At 36.7% G+C, this 17,599-nt stretch carries 13 protein-coding genes and 1 tRNA gene; 13 read left to right on the top strand and 1 reads right to left on the bottom strand.

Features of this window, described 5'->3' with window-relative positions; all coding sequences use genetic code 11:
* Nucleotides 1-384 precede the first annotated feature (384 nt).
* The 7 genes from mukF to ftnA (DV417_RS07550) all read left to right on the top strand — a co-directional run bounded on the left by mukF (nucleotide 385) and on the right by ftnA (DV417_RS07550) (nucleotide 11,309).
* Nucleotides 385-1,719 (top strand): chromosome partition protein MukF, encoded by a 1,335-nt coding sequence (gene mukF / locus DV417_RS07520; RefSeq protein ID WP_118879265.1) that lies wholly within the window; start codon nucleotides 385-387, stop codon nucleotides 1,717-1,719.
* A 257-nt stretch (nucleotides 1,720-1,976) separates the two neighbouring features.
* Nucleotides 1,977-2,711, top strand: coding sequence for a chromosome partition protein MukE (mukE, locus tag DV417_RS07525; RefSeq protein WP_005659499.1), 735 nt, complete (start codon nucleotides 1,977-1,979; stop codon nucleotides 2,709-2,711).
* Nucleotides 2,711-7,243, top strand: a complete 4,533-nt coding sequence (gene mukB, locus DV417_RS07530) for a chromosome partition protein MukB (protein WP_118879266.1) — start codon at nucleotides 2,711-2,713, stop codon at nucleotides 7,241-7,243. Before mukE ends, mukB begins: the two co-directional genes overlap by 1 nt.
* Before the next feature lie 69 nt (nucleotides 7,244-7,312).
* Nucleotides 7,313-8,188, top strand: coding sequence for an EamA/RhaT family transporter (locus DV417_RS07535; RefSeq protein ID WP_118879267.1), 876 nt, complete (start codon nucleotides 7,313-7,315; stop codon nucleotides 8,186-8,188).
* 12 nt (nucleotides 8,189-8,200) lie between these two features.
* Nucleotides 8,201-9,622, top strand: coding sequence for an exodeoxyribonuclease I (sbcB, locus tag DV417_RS07540; protein ID WP_118879268.1), 1,422 nt, complete (start codon nucleotides 8,201-8,203; stop codon nucleotides 9,620-9,622).
* 686 nt (nucleotides 9,623-10,308) lie between these two features.
* Nucleotides 10,309-10,794 (top strand): non-heme ferritin, encoded by a 486-nt coding sequence (gene ftnA / locus DV417_RS07545; RefSeq protein WP_005634630.1) that lies wholly within the window; start codon nucleotides 10,309-10,311, stop codon nucleotides 10,792-10,794.
* A 17-nt stretch (nucleotides 10,795-10,811) separates the two neighbouring features.
* The gene (gene ftnA, locus DV417_RS07550; RefSeq protein ID WP_005637808.1) at nucleotides 10,812-11,309 is read left to right on the top strand and encodes a non-heme ferritin; all 498 of its coding nucleotides are present in this window, start codon (nucleotides 10,812-10,814) and stop codon (nucleotides 11,307-11,309) included.
* A 115-nt stretch (nucleotides 11,310-11,424) separates the two neighbouring features.
* Here ftnA (DV417_RS07550) and DV417_RS07555 read toward each other — a convergent pair.
* A tRNA-Leu gene (locus DV417_RS07555) sits at nucleotides 11,425-11,510 on the bottom strand.
* A gap of 285 nt (nucleotides 11,511-11,795) precedes the next feature.
* Between DV417_RS07555 and fnr the strand changes: the two genes are divergently transcribed.
* From fnr to trpA, 6 genes are all read left to right on the top strand, one after another.
* Nucleotides 11,796-12,569 (top strand): fumarate/nitrate reduction transcriptional regulator Fnr, encoded by a 774-nt coding sequence (gene fnr, locus DV417_RS07560; RefSeq protein WP_005634634.1) that lies wholly within the window; start codon nucleotides 11,796-11,798, stop codon nucleotides 12,567-12,569.
* A gap of 133 nt (nucleotides 12,570-12,702) precedes the next feature.
* Nucleotides 12,703-13,632, top strand: coding sequence for a universal stress protein UspE (uspE, locus tag DV417_RS07565; RefSeq protein WP_005634635.1), 930 nt, complete (start codon nucleotides 12,703-12,705; stop codon nucleotides 13,630-13,632).
* 227 nt (nucleotides 13,633-13,859) lie between these two features.
* A complete protein-coding gene (locus DV417_RS07570; protein ID WP_192878570.1) occupies nucleotides 13,860-14,669 on the top strand; it encodes a DUF4198 domain-containing protein in 810 nt (269 codons plus the stop codon).
* A 139-nt stretch (nucleotides 14,670-14,808) separates the two neighbouring features.
* Complete coding sequence (locus DV417_RS07575; protein ID WP_081278287.1) at nucleotides 14,809-15,567, top strand: SDR family oxidoreductase; 759 nt, start codon at nucleotides 14,809-14,811, stop codon at nucleotides 15,565-15,567.
* A gap of 17 nt (nucleotides 15,568-15,584) precedes the next feature.
* On the top strand, nucleotides 15,585-16,778 hold the full coding sequence (trpB, locus tag DV417_RS07580; RefSeq protein ID WP_065246193.1) for a tryptophan synthase subunit beta: 1,194 nt from the start codon (nucleotides 15,585-15,587) through the stop codon (nucleotides 16,776-16,778).
* Nucleotides 16,778-17,584 carry a tryptophan synthase subunit alpha gene (gene trpA, locus DV417_RS07585; protein ID WP_118879270.1) on the top strand — a complete coding sequence of 269 codons (807 nt, stop codon included), beginning with the start codon at nucleotides 16,778-16,780 and terminating at the stop codon, nucleotides 17,582-17,584. The genes trpB and trpA overlap by 1 nt, the downstream gene beginning before the upstream one ends.
* Nucleotides 17,585-17,599 lie beyond the last annotated feature (15 nt).

Below are 17,599 nucleotides of genomic sequence, written 5' to 3' on the forward strand. Positions count from 1 at the left end.
TTTGGTGTTTTTTGAAAATTTTCTGAAAAATTAAATTCTTTTTTTTTATTTTACCAACTACCACTTTTCACAGCAGAAATCTCCTGAAATGAATTATCTAAAGTATTAGATTTTTAGAAATCTATAATTATCTTTATTTTTTATCTATATGCATTCGAAAAAAGAAAGTATGAAAAGTAGATTAACAATCGCTTCTTATTCCAATGAATTTAGAAATGAGTTATTGATAGATTTAATGAGCGGGCAATAAATAGGTAATATTTGTGTTTCTCCTGCGTGAAAAATAGGAAAGTGCGGTAAATTCAAAAGAAGATTTTTAAGATCCACAAAAAATCCTGTATAATCTTTCCAATTTTTTGTTCAATTTTAACGCTTTGCAATTCAATGATTGAAACATCCCAAACTATTCCTGAACTCGTCTCTTGGGCAAAAGATCGCGAGTTTTCTTTGAATTTACCTACCGAGCGCCTGGTTTTCCTGCTAGCGATTGCAATTTATAACAACGAACGTTTAGACGGCGAAATGTTAGAAGCCGATCTTGTGGATATTTTCCGCCACACGATGAATGCTTTTGAGCAATCTACGGATGCCATTGCAACACGAGCGAATAATGCAATTAATGAATTAGTGAAACAACGTTTATTAAATCGTTTTAGTAGCGAATTTACTGAGGGCTTGGCGATTTATCGTTTAACGCCATTAGGCGTTGGCGTGTCTGATTATTACATTCGTCAGCGTGAATTTTCCGCATTGCGTCTTTCAGTGCAACTTTCCATTGTGGCAGATGAAATTCAACGCGCTTCTGATTCTGCAGAAGAAGGCGTGGAGAATAATGAAAATGAACATTATTGGCGTCGTAATGTGTTTGCGCCATTAAAATATTCCGTTGCTGAGATTTTTGATAGCATCGATCTTTCACAACGTATCATGGATGAAAACCAGCAAAGTATTAAAGATGAAATTGCAGAGCTTCTTACTAAAGATTGGCAAGCGGCAATTTCAAGCTGTGAACGTTTATTAGATGAAACATCTGGGAATTTACGCGAATTACAAGATACGCTAAATGCAGCAGGGGATAAACTTCAGGCGCAGTTATTGCGTATTCAAGATTGTGTAATTGGGCGTGATGATTTGTATTTTATTGATCAATTAATTACCGATTTACAATCAAAACTTGACCGAATTATTAGCTGGGGACAACAAGCCATAGACTTATGGATTGGTTATGACCGCCATGTGCATAAATTTATTCGTACAGCCATTGATATGGATAAAAATCGCGTGTTCTCACAACGTTTACGTAATTCTATTCATCATTATTTTGATCATCCTTGGTTCTTATGGACAGCGCAAGCTGAGCGTTTAGTTGATCTACGCGATGAAGAAATGGTGTTGCGTGAAGATGATGCTTTAGGTGAATTGCCGGAAGAATTGCAATACGAATCCCTTTCTGATTTACATGATCAAATTGTAGAGCATATGCAAGGCTTACTGATTGCTTATCGTGAAAATAACCGTCCGATTGATTTGAGTTTAGTGTTAAAAGAACAACTGGAAAATTATCCACTTTCTCGTCATTTTGATGTGGCTCGAATCATTGTTGATCAAGCTGTGCGCCTTGGTATGGCAAATGATGATTTATCGGGTATTTATCCAGATTGGCAAGCAATTAATAAATGTGGCGCAGAAGTGCAAGCGCATGTGATTGATAAGTATTGATTTTAAGATAATTTAAAAGCTAATTTCGACGGAATTACTTCTGTTAGATCTCCCTAGTCCCTCTTTGCTAAATAGGGGAATAATAATGAAATAATCTCAATATCGATTATTTCATTATTAGAAAATGCTGAAGGAATCAGCAAGAATTAATTTGTTAAAGAATATTCCCCTCTTTAGCAAAGAGGGGCCAGGGGAGATTTGGCAATAATGATTAACGAAGAAAGTAACTGAATAAAGTTTTAATAGAGAAATAACCTATGACAGACAACCTTCAAGATGTAATTTCCCCAAAACTCGCTGTGGCGATTGCAAATCCAATATTTCCAGCGGTAGATAGTCTATTGCGCTCAGGTCGCCATATCAGCACAGAGCACTTAGATAATCACGCATTTTTAATGGATTTCCAAAATGAATTAGACGGATTTTATCGCCGCTATAACGTGGAACTAATTCGTGCTCCAGAAGGATTTTTCTATCTTCGCCCGAAAGCAACGACATTAATTGCGCGTTCTGTGCTTTCTGAGTTGGAAATGCTTGTTGGTAAAGTGCTTTGTTATCTTTATTTAAGCCCAGAACGTTTAGCTCAACAGGGCATTTTTAGCACGCAAGAAGTGTATGATGAATTATTAAATCTTGCCGATGAAGGAAAATTATTAAAAGCAGTTAATCAGCGTTCAAGTGGTTCTGACTTGGATAAACAAAAATTGGCAGAAAAAGTGCGGGCTGCAATTGGTCGTTTACGTCGTTTAGGTATGATTCAAACTGTTGGCGAACAAAATAGTGGGAAATTTACGATTTCTGAATCTGTATTTCGTTTTGGTGCAGAAGTGCGTAGCGGAGATGATCCATTAGAGGCTCAAGCTCGACTCATTCGTGATGGGGAAGCGGCAACACCAGAATCCTTAGCGTTGGAAAAACAAGCACAATTAATGGAAAACGATGCAGAAAGTGCGGATGAAATTGACGAAGAATTTGACGGAGAACAAGAATAATGTCTGATATTTTTGAATTAGAAAATGAAATCGAACTAGAAAGCGATGAAGTCATTATGGAAAATGAAAACGTCGAAGAAATCGTTGAAACGCCAATGCCTTTTAGCATGACGACAAATAATGGTGTAGAGCGTGGTAAATTCCGTTCTTTAACCTTAATTAACTGGAATGGTTTTTTTGCGCGTACTTTTGATTTAGATGAATTAGTTACCACACTTTCTGGTGGTAACGGTGCGGGTAAATCAACCACAATGGCTGGATTTGTGACAGCATTAATTCCTGATTTGACCCTTTTACATTTCCGTAATACAACAGAGGCTGGCTCTACAGGCGGTTCTCGTGATAAAGGTTTGCATGGTAAATTGCGTCCGGGTGTTTGTTACGCGGTATTAGATACCATTAATTCTCGCCATCAACGTATTCTTGTTGGTGTGCGTCTGCAACAAATTTCGGGTCGTGATAAAAAAGTTGATTTAAAAACTTTCTCAATTCAAGGTGTTGAATTATCTCAAAATCCGACCGCACTTTTCACAGAAACCGTGGGCGAACGTCAAGCGCGCGTACTCAATTTAAATGAACTTAAAGATAAAATTGAAAATATCGGTGCACAATTTAAACAATATCATTCCATCACCGATTATCACGGCATGATGTTCGATTTAGGTATTATTCCGAAACGTTTACGTTCAGCATCAGACCGAAGCAAATTCTATAAACTTATCGAAGCATCTTTATACGGTGGTATTTCCAGCGCAATCACACGTTCTTTACGTGACTATTTATTGCCAGAAAATTTAGGTGTGCGCAAAGCTTTCCAAGATATGGAAAGTGCATTGCGTGAGAACCGTATGACTTTAGAGGCGATTAAGGTCACGCAATCAGATCGCGATTTATTCAAACATTTAATTACTGAAACCACTAATTATGTTGCTTCGGATTATATGCGTAATGCAAATGAACGCCGTGGCAATATTGAGGCTGCATTAGAATCTCGTCACGAGTGGTATAAAGCAAAAGCGGAGCAGAATTTATCCCAACATCGTTTAGTTGATTTAAGTCGAGAAGCGGCTGAATTAGCAGAAAGTGAACGTACTTTAGAAGTTGATCACCAAAGTGCGGTTGATCATCTTAACTTAGTGCTAAATGCTTTGCGTCACCAAGAAAAAATCACGCGTTATCAAGAAGATATTGCAGAGCTCACCGAGCGTTTAGAAGAACAAAAAATGGTGGTTGAAGATGCGAATGATGCATTAGAAGAAAGCCAAGCCCAATTTGAGCAAACTGAAATTGAAATTGACGCTGTACGAGCCCAATTAGCAGATTATCAACAAGCATTAGATGCCCAACAAACTCGCGCACTTCAATATCAACAAGCCATTGCAGCTCTTGAAAAAGCGAAAACATTATGTGGTTTAGCGGATTTAAGTGTTAAGAATGTAGAAGATTATCACGCAGAGTTTGAAGCGCATGCAGAAAGTTTAACGGAAACCGTACTTGAGCTTGAGCACAAAATGTCCATTTCTGAAGCAGCAAAATCTCAGTTCGATAAGGCGTACCAATTAGTATGCAAAATTGCGGGTGAAATGCCTCGTTCTGCGGCCTGGGAAAGTGCCAAAGAATTATTACGTGAATATCCAAGCCAAAAATTGCAAGCACAACAAACGCCACAACTTCGCACAAAATTACATGAACTTGAGCAACGTTATGCACAACAACAAAGTGCGGTCAAATTACTTAATGATTTTAATCAACGTGCTAATTTAAGTTTACAAACGGCAGAAGAATTAGAGGATTATCACGCCGAGCAAGAAGCGTTAATTGAAGATATTTCTGCTGAACTTTCAGAACAAGTGGAAAACCGTTCTACACTTCGTCAAAAACGTGAAAATTTAACCGCACTTTATGATGAAAATGCGCGTAAAGCCCCAGCATGGCTGACGGCTCAAGCTGCATTAGAACGTTTAGAGCAACAAAGCGGCGAGACGTTTGAACATAGCCAAGATGTGATGAATTTTATGCAATCACAACTTGTGAAAGAACGTGAACTCACGATGCAACGTGATCAACTTGAACAAAAACGTTTGCATTTAGATGAACAAATTTCTCGTTTAAGTCAGCCAGATGGTTCAGAAGATCCACGTTTAAATATGTTGGCAGAACGTTTTGGTGGAGTGCTGCTTTCAGAGCTTTACGATGATGTAACCATTGAAGATGCACCTTATTTCTCCGCACTTTACGGGCCTGCGCGTCATGCTATTGTTGTGCGTGATCTCAATGCTGTGCGTGAACAACTTGCGCAATTAGAAGATTGCCCAGACGATTTGTATTTAATTGAGGGCGATCCTACCGCATTTGACGACAGCGTATTATCCGCACAAGAACTTGAGCTAGGTGTTGTCGTGCAAGTTTCAGATCGTGAATTACGCTATTCAAGATTCCCTGAAATTCCGTTATTTGGGCGTGCAGCACGTGAAAAACGTTTAGAAGAATTACAAATTGAACGTGATGAAGTGGCAGAACAACATGCCCAAATTGCGTTTGATGTACAAAAATGCCAACGTTTACACGAACATTTCAGCCAATTTGTTGGGTTGCATTTGGCGCTTGCGTTCCAGCCAAATCCAGAAGAGTTAATGTCTGAGATTAATCGCAAACGCAATGAAATTGATCGTGAATTAAACCAATTTAATAGCGGCGAACAACAATTACGCATTCAATTAGATAATGCAAAAGAAAAACTGCAATTACTCAACAAGTTAATTCCACAACTCAATGTATTAGCTGATGAAGATTTAATTGATCGTATTGAAGAATGTCGTGAGCAATTAGATATTGCAGAGCAAGATGAATATTTTATTCGTCAGTATGGCGTAACGTTGTCACAATTAGAGCCGATTGCAAATAGTTTACAAAGTGATCCAGAAAATTACGAAGGCTTAAAAAATGAATTAACTCAAGCGATTGAGCGTCAAAAACAAGTTCAACAACGTGTATTTGCATTAGCTGATGTTGTACAACGTAAACAGCATTTTGGTTATGAAGATGCAGGGCAGGCTGAAACTTCTGAACTCAACGAAAAACTTCGCCAACGTTTAGAACAAATGCAGGCACAGCGAGATGCGCAACGTGAGCAAGTTCGTCAAAAACAAAGTCAATTTGCTGAATATAATCGCGTATTGATTCAGTTACAAAGTTCTTACGATAGTAAATATCAACTCTTAAATGAATTGATTGGTGAAATTAGCGATCTTGGCGTGAGAGCTGATGATGGCGCCGAAGAACGTGCACGTATCCGTCGTGATGAATTACATCAACAACTTTCAACGAGTCGTCAGCGTCGTTCTTATGTAGAAAAACAACTGACATTAATTGAAAGTGAAGCGGACAACTTAAATCGTCTAATCCGCAAAACCGAACGTGATTATAAAACTCAACGTGAATTAGTTGTGGCAGCGAAAGTGAGTTGGTGTGTAGTTTTACGTCTATCACGTAATTCTGATATGGAAAAACGCCTCAATCGTCGAGAGCTCGCTTATTTATCTGCAGATGAGTTACGTTCAATGTCGGATAAAGCATTAGGTGCGTTGCGTACAGCGGTGGTGGATAATGAATATCTGCGTGATAGCCTAAGAGTATCTGAAGATAGTCGCAAACCTGAAAATAAAGTGCGGTTCTTTATTGCGGTGTATCAGCATCTACGTGAACGTATTCGCCAAGACATCATTAAGACGGATGATCCAATTGATGCCATTGAACAAATGGAAATTGAGCTTTCTCGTTTAACGGCTGAATTAACTGGCCGTGAGAAAAAATTGGCTATCAGTTCTGAAAGTGTTGCAAATATTATGCGTAAAACGATTCAGCGTGAACAAAACCGTATTCGTATGCTCAACCAAGGCTTACAAAACATTGCGTTTGGTCAGGTAAAATCTGTTCGTTTAGTAGTGAATATTCGTGATACCCATGCCATGTTGTTGGATGCGCTTTCTGGTCAGCAAGATGAATATCAAGATTTATTTAATGATAATCGCATCACCTTCTCTGAAGCTATGGCGAAGCTCTATCAACGCATCAATCCACATATTGATATGGGGCAACGCACAGCGCAAACAATTGGTGAAGAATTGTTAGATTACCGTAATTATCTTGAGCTTGAAGTAGAAGTATTCCGTGGTGCTGATGGGTGGTTACGTGCAGAAAGTGGCGCACTTTCTACTGGTGAAGCTATAGGTACAGGTATGTCAATTCTCTTAATGGTTGTTCAAAGTTGGGAAGAAGAAAGCCGTCGAATTCGTGGTAAAGATATTGTGCCTTGTCGCTTGTTGTTCTTAGATGAAGCAGCGCGTTTAGATGGTAAATCTATTTCTACCTTATTCGAACTTTGCGAACGTTTAGATATGCAGTTACTTATCGCTGCACCAGAAAACATTAGCCCGGAAAAAGGTACAACCTATAAACTCGTGCGTAAAATCGCAGGCAACCAAGAGCACGTACATGTTGTTGGTTTACGCGGATTCGGTGCGACAGATTAAAAAATAGAAGGGAAGTGCGGTTAAAATTTTAAGATTTTTGACCGCACTTTAATTATATAAGGAATTTAAATGCACAATCTTATTCTTGCCATTCTTTGCAGCGTAGCGGTTTCAGTTTTGCTTAAAATAGCCCGTAAAAAAAATATCATTATTGAACAAGCGATTGCATTCAACTACATCACAGCCATTACTTTTAGTTATTTTTTACTCAAACCTGATTTTAAAGGCTTAGATTTTACTGATTACATTGTACAAAGCGAAAATTCACCCATTTTTTTAGCTCTGGGCTTATTGCTACCTAGCGTGTTTATTATTATGTCAAAAGCAGTGGAGTTTGCTGGAATTGTACGTTCTGACGCAGCACAACGTCTTTCGTTATTTCTTCCCATTTTATCGGCGTTTTTAATTTTTCATGAAACACTAAGCCAATCTAAAATCATTGGCGTTGTATTAGCCTTTATTGGTTTGTTTTGTTTATTAACTAAGCCAAATCAAGGGCAAAGTGCGGTCAATTTTAAAGGTGTTTTAGGATTAATCGGCGTGTGGTTTGGGTATGGCATTATTGATATTTTATTCAAACAAGTAGCGAAAAGCGGCGGCGCATTTCCTGCAACATTGTTTATTTCCTTCTCGCTTGCAGCTTGCGTTATGTTTATCTATTTATTCTTAAAACGTGCCCAATGGACATCATCAAGTGTAATTGGTGGCATCTTTTTAGGTGTATTGAATTTCTTTAATATTTTATTCTATATAAAAGCACATCAAAGTTTTGCTGGAAATCCAACACTTGTTTTCGCGGGAATGAACATTGGCGTAATTTGCTTAGGTACGATAACTGGCGCATTAGCTTTTAAAGAAAAAATCAGTAAGCTAAATTGGCTAGGTATTATTTTTAGTTTATCGGCTATTTTCTGCCTATATTATTTAGATAAAATTATCGCGTAAAAGAGAGTAGTCATGGCAAAAGATTTCAGCTTTTTTATTTACGATTATGAAAGTTTTGGTGTAAATCCAGCAACAGATCGCCCTGCGCAATTTGCAGGTATTCGCACAGATGCTGATTTTAATATCATTGGTAAACCAATAATGTTTTATTGTAAACAAACCAATGATTATTTACCGGCTCCTGAAGCCGTAATGGTGACGAGAATTACACCACAAGAATGTAATGAAAAGGGGCTTTCTGAGCCTGAATTTGCCTCAAATATTTTAGCCGAATTTTCCCAACCCAATACTTGTGTCATGGGCTATAACAATATTCGCTACGATGATGAAATGACGCGTTATACGTTTTATCGTAATTTTATTGATCCTTATGAATACAGCTGGAAAAACGGGAATTCACGCTGGGATTTGTTAGATTTAGTACGAGCTTGTTATGCCTTGCGTCCAGAAGGGATTAATTGGGCTTATGACGATGATGGAATGCCAAGTTTCCGCTTAGAAAAACTTACTAAAGCAAATGGTATTGAGCATGAAAATGCTCATGATGCCATGGCGGATGTATATGCAACTATTGCTATGGCAAAATTAATTAAAGAAAAACAGCCTAAATTATTCCAATATTTCTTTGAAAACCGAGGTAAAAAAGAAATCGAAAAATTGGTTGATACAGGCGCAATGTCGCCTTTAGTGCATGTTTCTGGGATGTTAGGGAATTATCGTGGAAATTGCACTTGGGTTGCACCTTTAGCTTGGCATCCAACAAATCAAAATGCACTCATTGTTTGTGATTTAACTGGCGATATCGATAATTTATTAGCCAAAAGTGCGGATGAATTGCGGACAGATTTATATACCAAAAAATCGGAATTAGAAGAAAGGGGAATTTCATCTGTTCCATTAAAGCTTGTGCATATCAATAAATGTCCTATTTTAGCGCCAGCTAAAACCTTATTGCCAGAAACCGCAAATCGCTTAGGGATTGATCGACAATTATGCTTGGATAATCTTGCAAAATTACGAGCATCTTTTGATATTCGTGAAAAAGTGGTGGATATTTTTAATGAAGAACGTCAATTTGAATCGAATGATAATGTAGAAACTGAGCTATACAATGGCTTTTTCAGCAATGCTGATAAAAATAATATGTCTATTTTACGTAGTTTACCTGCAGAAAAATTAGCTAAACATGGTTTAGCTTTTGAGGATAAACGTATCCCTGAATTATTATTCCATTATCGTGCTCGTCATTTTTATAAAACCCTTACACGCGCTGAACAAATTAAATGGCAAAAATACCGACAGAATAAACTTGAAAAAAGTGCGGTAGATTTTGAATCTAGTTTACAACGTTTAGCAGAGGAACATTCAGATAATCCTGAAAAACTATCTTTATTACAACAAGTATATGAATACGGTATAAAATTACTAGGTTAGTCAATACGTTGTCACATTTTGTCAAAAAGCACGTTTTAAGAAAAACGTGCTTTTTTATTGTTTTTTCTGGGAAGAATTATCCAAGAAATTCTCCAGATTTTACGTAGCGCAATCAAGCATCTTTAGCTTATTTCATCTTTACATTACCTTTACATTTTCATTCATCCATTCAATAACTCTATAAAATAACGCGTTACAACGTGTTATCTAGCCTTATTTTGCCTTGTTTTGCTAGTACCTGTGACTTGTGTATAACTGTGTGATTTATTTAGTCCGTAGTTTCCGCTAACCTGATAACAAATTTCGCATAATATATATTATGTTAAATTAAATAAGTATAAAAGTAACTTTTGTGAGGTAGCCAAAAAGGATACTCCTCTATTCAAAAGTTAAAGCAATAATATTTAATTCTGGATTTGGATTGCGCTAGGTGAAATCTGAATAAATTGATAGAAGATTTTACTAGTAGATTTAATATCTTTAGTTTTAATTGTGACATTGTAATTATTTTATGTGCTTAGATTTCTCAAATGAGAATAATTGTCTTTAATTTTTCTTTTTAAAATTAATTGGTTATATGCGTTTTATTTTAATAAAAAACTTGCAATTCTCATTTGTGAGCTTAAAATGAGAATTGCAAGTTACGTTTTATTGCACTTTATCAATCAAATGGAAAGGAATTAGTTATGCTTAATCAAATCATTACAAACAAGCTGAATGACCAAATAAATTTAGAGTTCTACTCTTCTAATGTATATTTACAAATGAGTGCATGGTGCTCAATTCACGGCTATGAAGGTGCAGCAGCATTTTTACTTCGTCATGCAGATGAAGAATTAGAACATATGCAAAAATTGTTCAATTATGTAAGTGAAACTAGCGGTATGCCGCTTCTAGGAAAAATCGATGCACCTAAACACGATTATTCTTCATTAAGAGAAGTATTTGAAACAACTTTGGAACATGAAAAATTGGTAACGTCCAAAATCAATGAATTAGTTGAAGTTACTTTTGAAAATAAAGACTACTCTACTTTTAACTTCTTACAATGGTACGTAGCAGAACAGCACGAAGAAGAAAAATTATTTAGTGGCATTATTGATAGATTTAACCTTGTTGGCGAAGACGGTAAAGCGTTGTTCTTTATTGATCGTGAGTTAGCAACTTTATAATAGATAGGAGAAATAAAATGTTATCAGCAAATGTAGTAAAACTATTAAACGACCAAATGAACTTGGAATTTTATTCTTCTAATTTATATCTACAAATGAGTGCTTGGTGTGAGCAAAAAGGTTTTGAAGGTGCTGCAAAATTTTTATCAGCTCATGCAGCTGAAGAAATGCAACACATGCGTAAATTATTCACTTATTTAAATGAGACTGGCTCAGTTGCTCTAATTTCTGCAATTGAAGCACCATCACACGAATATAAATCATTAAAAGAAGTGATTGAAATTACCTATGAACACGAAAAATTGATTACCAGTAAAATCAATGAATTAGTAGGCAAAACTTTTGAAGAAAAAGACTACTCTGCATTTAATTTCCTACAATGGTATGTGGCAGAACAACATGAAGAAGAAAAATTATTCAGTGGTATCTTGGATAAATTGAATCTTCTTGGCGAAGATGGTAAAGGTTTATTCTTAGTTGATAAAGATTTGGGTAATCTTGCTACTGAAGCTTAGTCTAAGAACATAAAATATTTATGAGCCTAGTATTATACTAGGCTTATTTTTTATTTGAGATATAGATTTTATAAAGAAAAACCCCGCATAAAATTATGCAGGGTTAAAATAATTGTGGTGCCTAGGGTCGGACTCGAACCGACACGTTTATTCAACGGCGGATTTTGAATCCGCTGCGTCTACCAATTTCGCCACCCAGGCTTAGTGGTGTTGAATTATACGTATATATAAATGTGTGACAAGTAAAATTTTTTAGAAATAATCCATTTGTTTTAAAAATAAGCAAAGGATTTTCTGTTTTTTAAAAATATCGCCAAACAAATGCAATAACTAAAATACATAACATGATTAAAATCTGAATCAGTCGTTTTTTTGTTAATTTTTCTGCTGCCATAATGCTTTACTCTTCTTAAAATGACTATTTAGTGGTATAATTATTGAGTTAGATCAATTTTACACTAATTTTTCGAAATATTTGAGGCTTACATGAAAAATTTCGTTGCAGAAACCAAGGCAGGACGCCGGGTTCAATCGGGAGGTTGTGCTATTCATTGCCAGGATTGCAGTATTAGTCAACTTTGCATTCCTTTTACGCTGAACGAACATGAATTAGATCAGCTTGATAATATTATCGAACGAAAGAAACCTATCCAAAAATCACAAGTTCTTTTTAAAGCAGGCGATTCCCTTAATTCAATTTATGCAATTCGCTCTGGTACGATAAAAAGCTACACTATTAGCGAATCTGGCGAAGAACAAATCACTTCATTCCATTTACCTGGTGATTTAGTTGGCTTTGATGCCATTACTCAAATGCAACACCCTAGTTTTGCTCAAGCTTTAGAGACTGCAATGGTATGCGAAATTCCTTATGATATTTTGGATGACTTAGCTGGTAAAATGCCAAAATTGCGCCAACAAATTTTGCGCTTAATGAGTAATGAAATTAAAAGTGATCAAGAAATGATTTTGTTACTGTCTAAAATGAATGCTGAAGAACGTTTGGCTGCTTTTATTCATAATCTTTCGAAACGATACTCTGCTCGTGGTTTTTCAGCTAAAGAATTCCGCTTAACGATGACGCGTGGTGATATCGGTAACTATCTAGGGTTAACCGTTGAAACTATCAGTCGATTATTGGGACGCTTTCAAAAATTAGGCGTTCTTACAGTGCAAGGAAAATATATTACAATTAATGATCTCAATGCTTTAATTGAATTAACTGGCACGAATAAAACCAAAATAACATTAGTTGAATAATTTTTAAGGTGTGAATTTCACGCCTTTTTTGTATTCATAAAAAATAAATTTTGCACTAGATCACCTTTTTGAAAATCGAACCTTGCCATTCAAAAGATTCTTTCTTATTCTATGGTGAATTTTGGAGGTTGTTATGAAATTTAAAAATATCCTGGTTGTTCTCAATCCTGAAAATGAAAAACAATATGCCCTTGCACGTGCCGTGCGCTTGGTGAAAGAACAAAAAAATGAAACTAAGGTAAAAATCACCGCACTTTTATCTGTATATGACTTATCTTATGAAATGTCGGCTTTACTTTCTTCTGAAGAACGTTCAGAAATGCATCAACAAGTAATCGAAAAACACCGCCATGCGGTTCAATATTACTTAGATAAATATGCAGATCCGGAAATTGAATTGCAATCTCACATTGTTTGGAATAGCAACGAAGCTGAGGCGATTAAAGAAGAAGTCGAAGGCAACAATTATGATCTTGTGGTGAAATATACTAAAGATGAAGAAAGTTTTACTTCACTTATTTTTACACCGGTGGATTGGCAGCTTCTTCGTAAATGCCCCGTTCCTGTTTTGATGGTTCGCGATGGCGATTGGAAACATCAACGCCGTATTCTTGTGGCTGTAAATGTTTCTGGTGAGCAAGACTATCAAGATGAATTTAATCAAGAATTAGTGGAAACAGGTATGTCACTCGCGGAAAATCTAAATCGTGGTAATGTTCACTTAGTTGCTGCCTACCCTTCAGCACCAATCAATATGGCGATTGATTTACCAGAATTTAATACTTCAGGTTATGAAAATGGTATTCGAGGCCAACATCTCATTAATATGAAAGCATTACGTCAGAAATTTGGTATTAGTGAAGACCATACTCATGTTCGTGAAGGTTTCCCTGAAGAAGTGATTCCTGAAGTCGCAAAAGAAATTGAAGCAGAGTTAGTAATTTTAGGTACAGTTGGCCGTACAGGTTTGTCTGCTGCATTATTAGGTAATACTGCGGAGCATGTGATTAGTAAATTAAGTTGTAATTTATTAGGCATTAAGCCATCTAAAAAAGACGATTAATAACAGCCATCTACATTTAGACATTCCCTAAATACTAAGTATTTAGGGAATTTTTTTATATGCTTTATATAGATTTTTTTGTGATCTAGATCACAAATTTCAAATTTTCTCTAAATGATTATTTAAATGATAGTTATTTTCATTTAATATTCGCGCTCATTTTATAAATGCTCACCTATATTTTTTATTAAGGAAAGGTATGAAAAAAAACATTAATTGCAAGTTTATTGGTTTTAGCGGGTGCAGCGCAAGCTCATGAAGTTTGGGTTCAAGCACCTGCAAAATTGGCATCTGGTTCTGTATTAAAAGCAGAATTAGCTTATGGGGATTACCCTTACGTAGAAAAAATTCCTGAAGCGCGTTTAAAAATTTTTGCTCCAATGGAAATTATTCATCAAGATGGTGAAAAACAAACCTTAGTTCAAAAAGGTGAAAACTATCAATATCAATCAGAGAAAGCATTGTTTGATGGTTCTTATTGGGTGACAGCGACTTATAAACCAACTTTTTGGTCACAAAATGCTGAAGGTTGGAAGATGGATAATTTGAAAGGATTAGAAAATCCAACTTATTGTGAACAAACTCAAATGTTTGGTAAAAGTCTTGTTACAGTTGGTAAAAAACCATTAAATGCAGAAATGGCAATGACAAGAGTTGGTTTACCACTTGAAATTGTTCCTCTGCGTGATCCAAGCAAAGTAAAATCAGGCGAACCGTTCCCTGTTCAAATTTTCTACCAAGATCAGCCATTAGCAGGCGAAACTGTAATTGCAACAGCAGATACTATTGTCGTGAAAGATCTTGAAGCAAGTACAAGCCATCGTGAACCACAAGGTTTTTCAGGTAAAACAGATAGTCAAGGACGTGTGAATATCATTCCATTAATTGATGGTATTTGGAAAATCAAAGTTATTCATAAAACACCATTTGCAGATCAACAAATTTGTCAGCAATCTGCAAGCTATAGCACATTAATTTTACCAGTTGGTAAAGGATTAGCTAAACTACCAACAAAACCAGAACACCATCATCATTAATTTTGAAAGTGCGGTGGAATTTCACCGCACTTTTTGCTTTTATTTTCCTTTCTTTTTCTTCAAATTTCTTCATAAACTCCTATATTTTTTTGTACTAGTGTAGTAGTATAAAAATATCGTAAATAAAAAGGAGAGAATGATGTCTAAAATTGCCCTTATTACTGGTGCTACTGCAGGATTTGGTACTGCAATCTGTAGAACGCTTATTCAAGCTGGATATTTTGTAATTGGTACTGGTCGTCGTACCGAGCGTTTAACTTCACTTAAAGCTGAATTGGGTGAAAAATTTCTGCCTCTTGTTTTCGATATATCTGATCGACTAGCAACTCAAGAAGCAATCAAATCTTTACCTACGCAATGGAAAAATATTGATTTACTCGTTAATAACGCAGGATTGGCTCTTGGCTTAGAATCTGCCGATAAAGCGAATCTTGATGATTGGGAACAAATGATTGATACCAATATTAAAGGATTGGTGAATATTACTCGATTCGTTTTGCCTCAAATGGTAGAACGAAATACGGGCCATATTATTAATTTAAGTTCAATTGCAGGCACCTACCCTTACCCTGGCGGTAACGTATATGGTGGTACAAAGGCTTTTGTGACACAGTTCAGCTTAAATTTACGTGCAGATTTGGCGGGGAAAAATATCCGTGTTACTAGCGTAGAACCTGGGCTTTGTGGTGGAACAGAATTTTCTAATGTGCGTTTTAAAGGTGATGATGAACGAGCAGAAAAACTCTATGAAAATGTGCAATACGTTACGCCACAAGATATTGCGAATATGGTTTTATGGCTCAATCAGCAACCAGAACACGTTAATATTAATCGCATTGAAGTGATGCCAACTGCACAAACTTTTGCACCACTAAATGTGGCAAGAAATTCAAATTAAAATAATAAGGAAACACAATGTCAGAGACTCTTTTAAATCCCTATTTTGGCGAGTTTGGTGGTATGTATGTACCTGAAATACTTGTGCCAGTGCTTAAACAGCTTGAGAAAGCCTTTGTAGAAGCGAAAGACGATCCTGAATTCCAACGTGAATTTCAAGATTTACTCAAAAATTATGCGGGAAGACCGACCGCACTTACCCTTTGTCGCAACCTAACAAAAGGCACTAAAGCAAAAATCTATCTTAAACGTGAAGATTTATTACATGGTGGCGCCCATAAAACTAACCAAGTATTAGGGCAAATTTTATTGGCTAAACGTATGGGTAAAACACGTATTATTGCCGAAACTGGTGCGGGTCAGCATGGTGTCGCAACTGCCCTTGCTTGTGCCATGTTAGATATGCCATGCCGTATTTATATGGGCGCAAAAGATGTTGAGCGTCAATCGCCGAATGTATTTCGTATGCGTTTAATGGGTGCGGAAGTGATTCCTGTACAAAAAGGCTCTTGCTCTTTAAAAGACGCTTGTTGTGAAGCTATGCGTGATTGGTCAGCAAATTATGAAAACACCCATTATTTACTAGGAACCGCTGCTGGCCCTCACCCCTTCCCAACGATTGTAAGAGAATTTCAAAAAATGATTGGGATTGAGACGAAACGTCAAATTCTCGAACGAGAAGGTCGTTTACCTGATGCAGTGATTGCTGCTGTCGGTGGCGGCTCAAATGCAATTGGTATGTTTACTGATTTTATTGATGAACCCAATGTGCGTTTAATTGGTGTTGAACCTGCGGGGAAAGGCATTGAAAGCGGTGAACATGGCGCACCATTAGGTCATGCAAAGGTTGGCATTTATTTCGGGATGAAATCTCCTTTAATGCAAACGGAAGATGGTCAAGTTGAGGAATCCTACTCTGTTTCAGCCGGATTAGACTTCCCTTCTGTTGGGCCTCAACATGCTTATTTACAAAGTATTGGACGAGCAGAATATCCAAGTATTACTGATGATGAAGCATTGAATGCTTTCCAAGAGTTAGCTAAACATGAGGGTATTATTCCTGCATTAGAAAGCTCACACGCCTTGGCTTATGCCTTGAAATTGATTAAACAAAATCCTGAAAAAGAACAACTTTTAGTAGTTAATCTTTCAGGACGAGGCGATAAAGATATTTTTACCGTTGATAAAATTTTAAATGGAGGAGCAAACTAATGAGCCGTTTTGAAACTCAATTTGCTGCACTTAAAGCAAAAAATGAAGGGGCATTTGTTCCTTTCGTCACCTTATGTGACCCTGCTTTTGACCGCTCTTTTGACATTATTTGTACGCTTGTGGATAACGGTGCAGATGCTTTAGAGCTTGGTTTTCCTTTTTCCGATCCGCTACTTGATGGCCCCGTTATTCAAGCTGCGAATAATCGAGCTTTAACTGCGGGCCATAGTACTGAAGATAGCTTTAAGTTATTAGAAAAAGTGCGGTCAAAATATCCAGAGATTCCGATTAGCTTATTACTTTGTGCCAATTTAATTTTTGCCAAAGGCCTAGACTATTTTTATCAACGTTGTGCAGAAGTCGGTGTTGATGCTGTACTTGTAGCAGATATTCCGTTACTCGCAAAGGAAGATTATGTACAAGCAGCTAAAAAACATGGCATTCAACCAGTATTTATTTGCCCGCCAAATGCGGACGAGAAAACGATCCAAGGTGTAGCACAAAATAGCGAAGGATATACCTATTTAGTCTCACGCGCAGGCGTAACCAGTGCTGAAAATCAAGCCCATGCAGCGAATTTAGATACCCTTGTAGAACAGCTTAAAGCACATAATGCCCCGCCAATTTTACAAGGCTTCGGCATTGCTCAACCAGAGCAAGTAAAAGAAGCATTAAGTTTGGGGGCAGCGGGTGCGATTTCAGGTTCTGCAACGGTGAAAATCATTGAGCGGAATTTAGATAATCACGAGCAATGCTTAACTGAACTAGCTGAATTTGTTCAAGCAATGAAAGCCGCAACAAAATAAGCAAAAAAGAACCCG

It is taken from the genome of Haemophilus haemolyticus, from assembly GCF_003490935.1.
Taxonomy (GTDB): domain Bacteria; phylum Pseudomonadota; class Gammaproteobacteria; order Enterobacterales; family Pasteurellaceae; genus Haemophilus; species Haemophilus haemolyticus_M.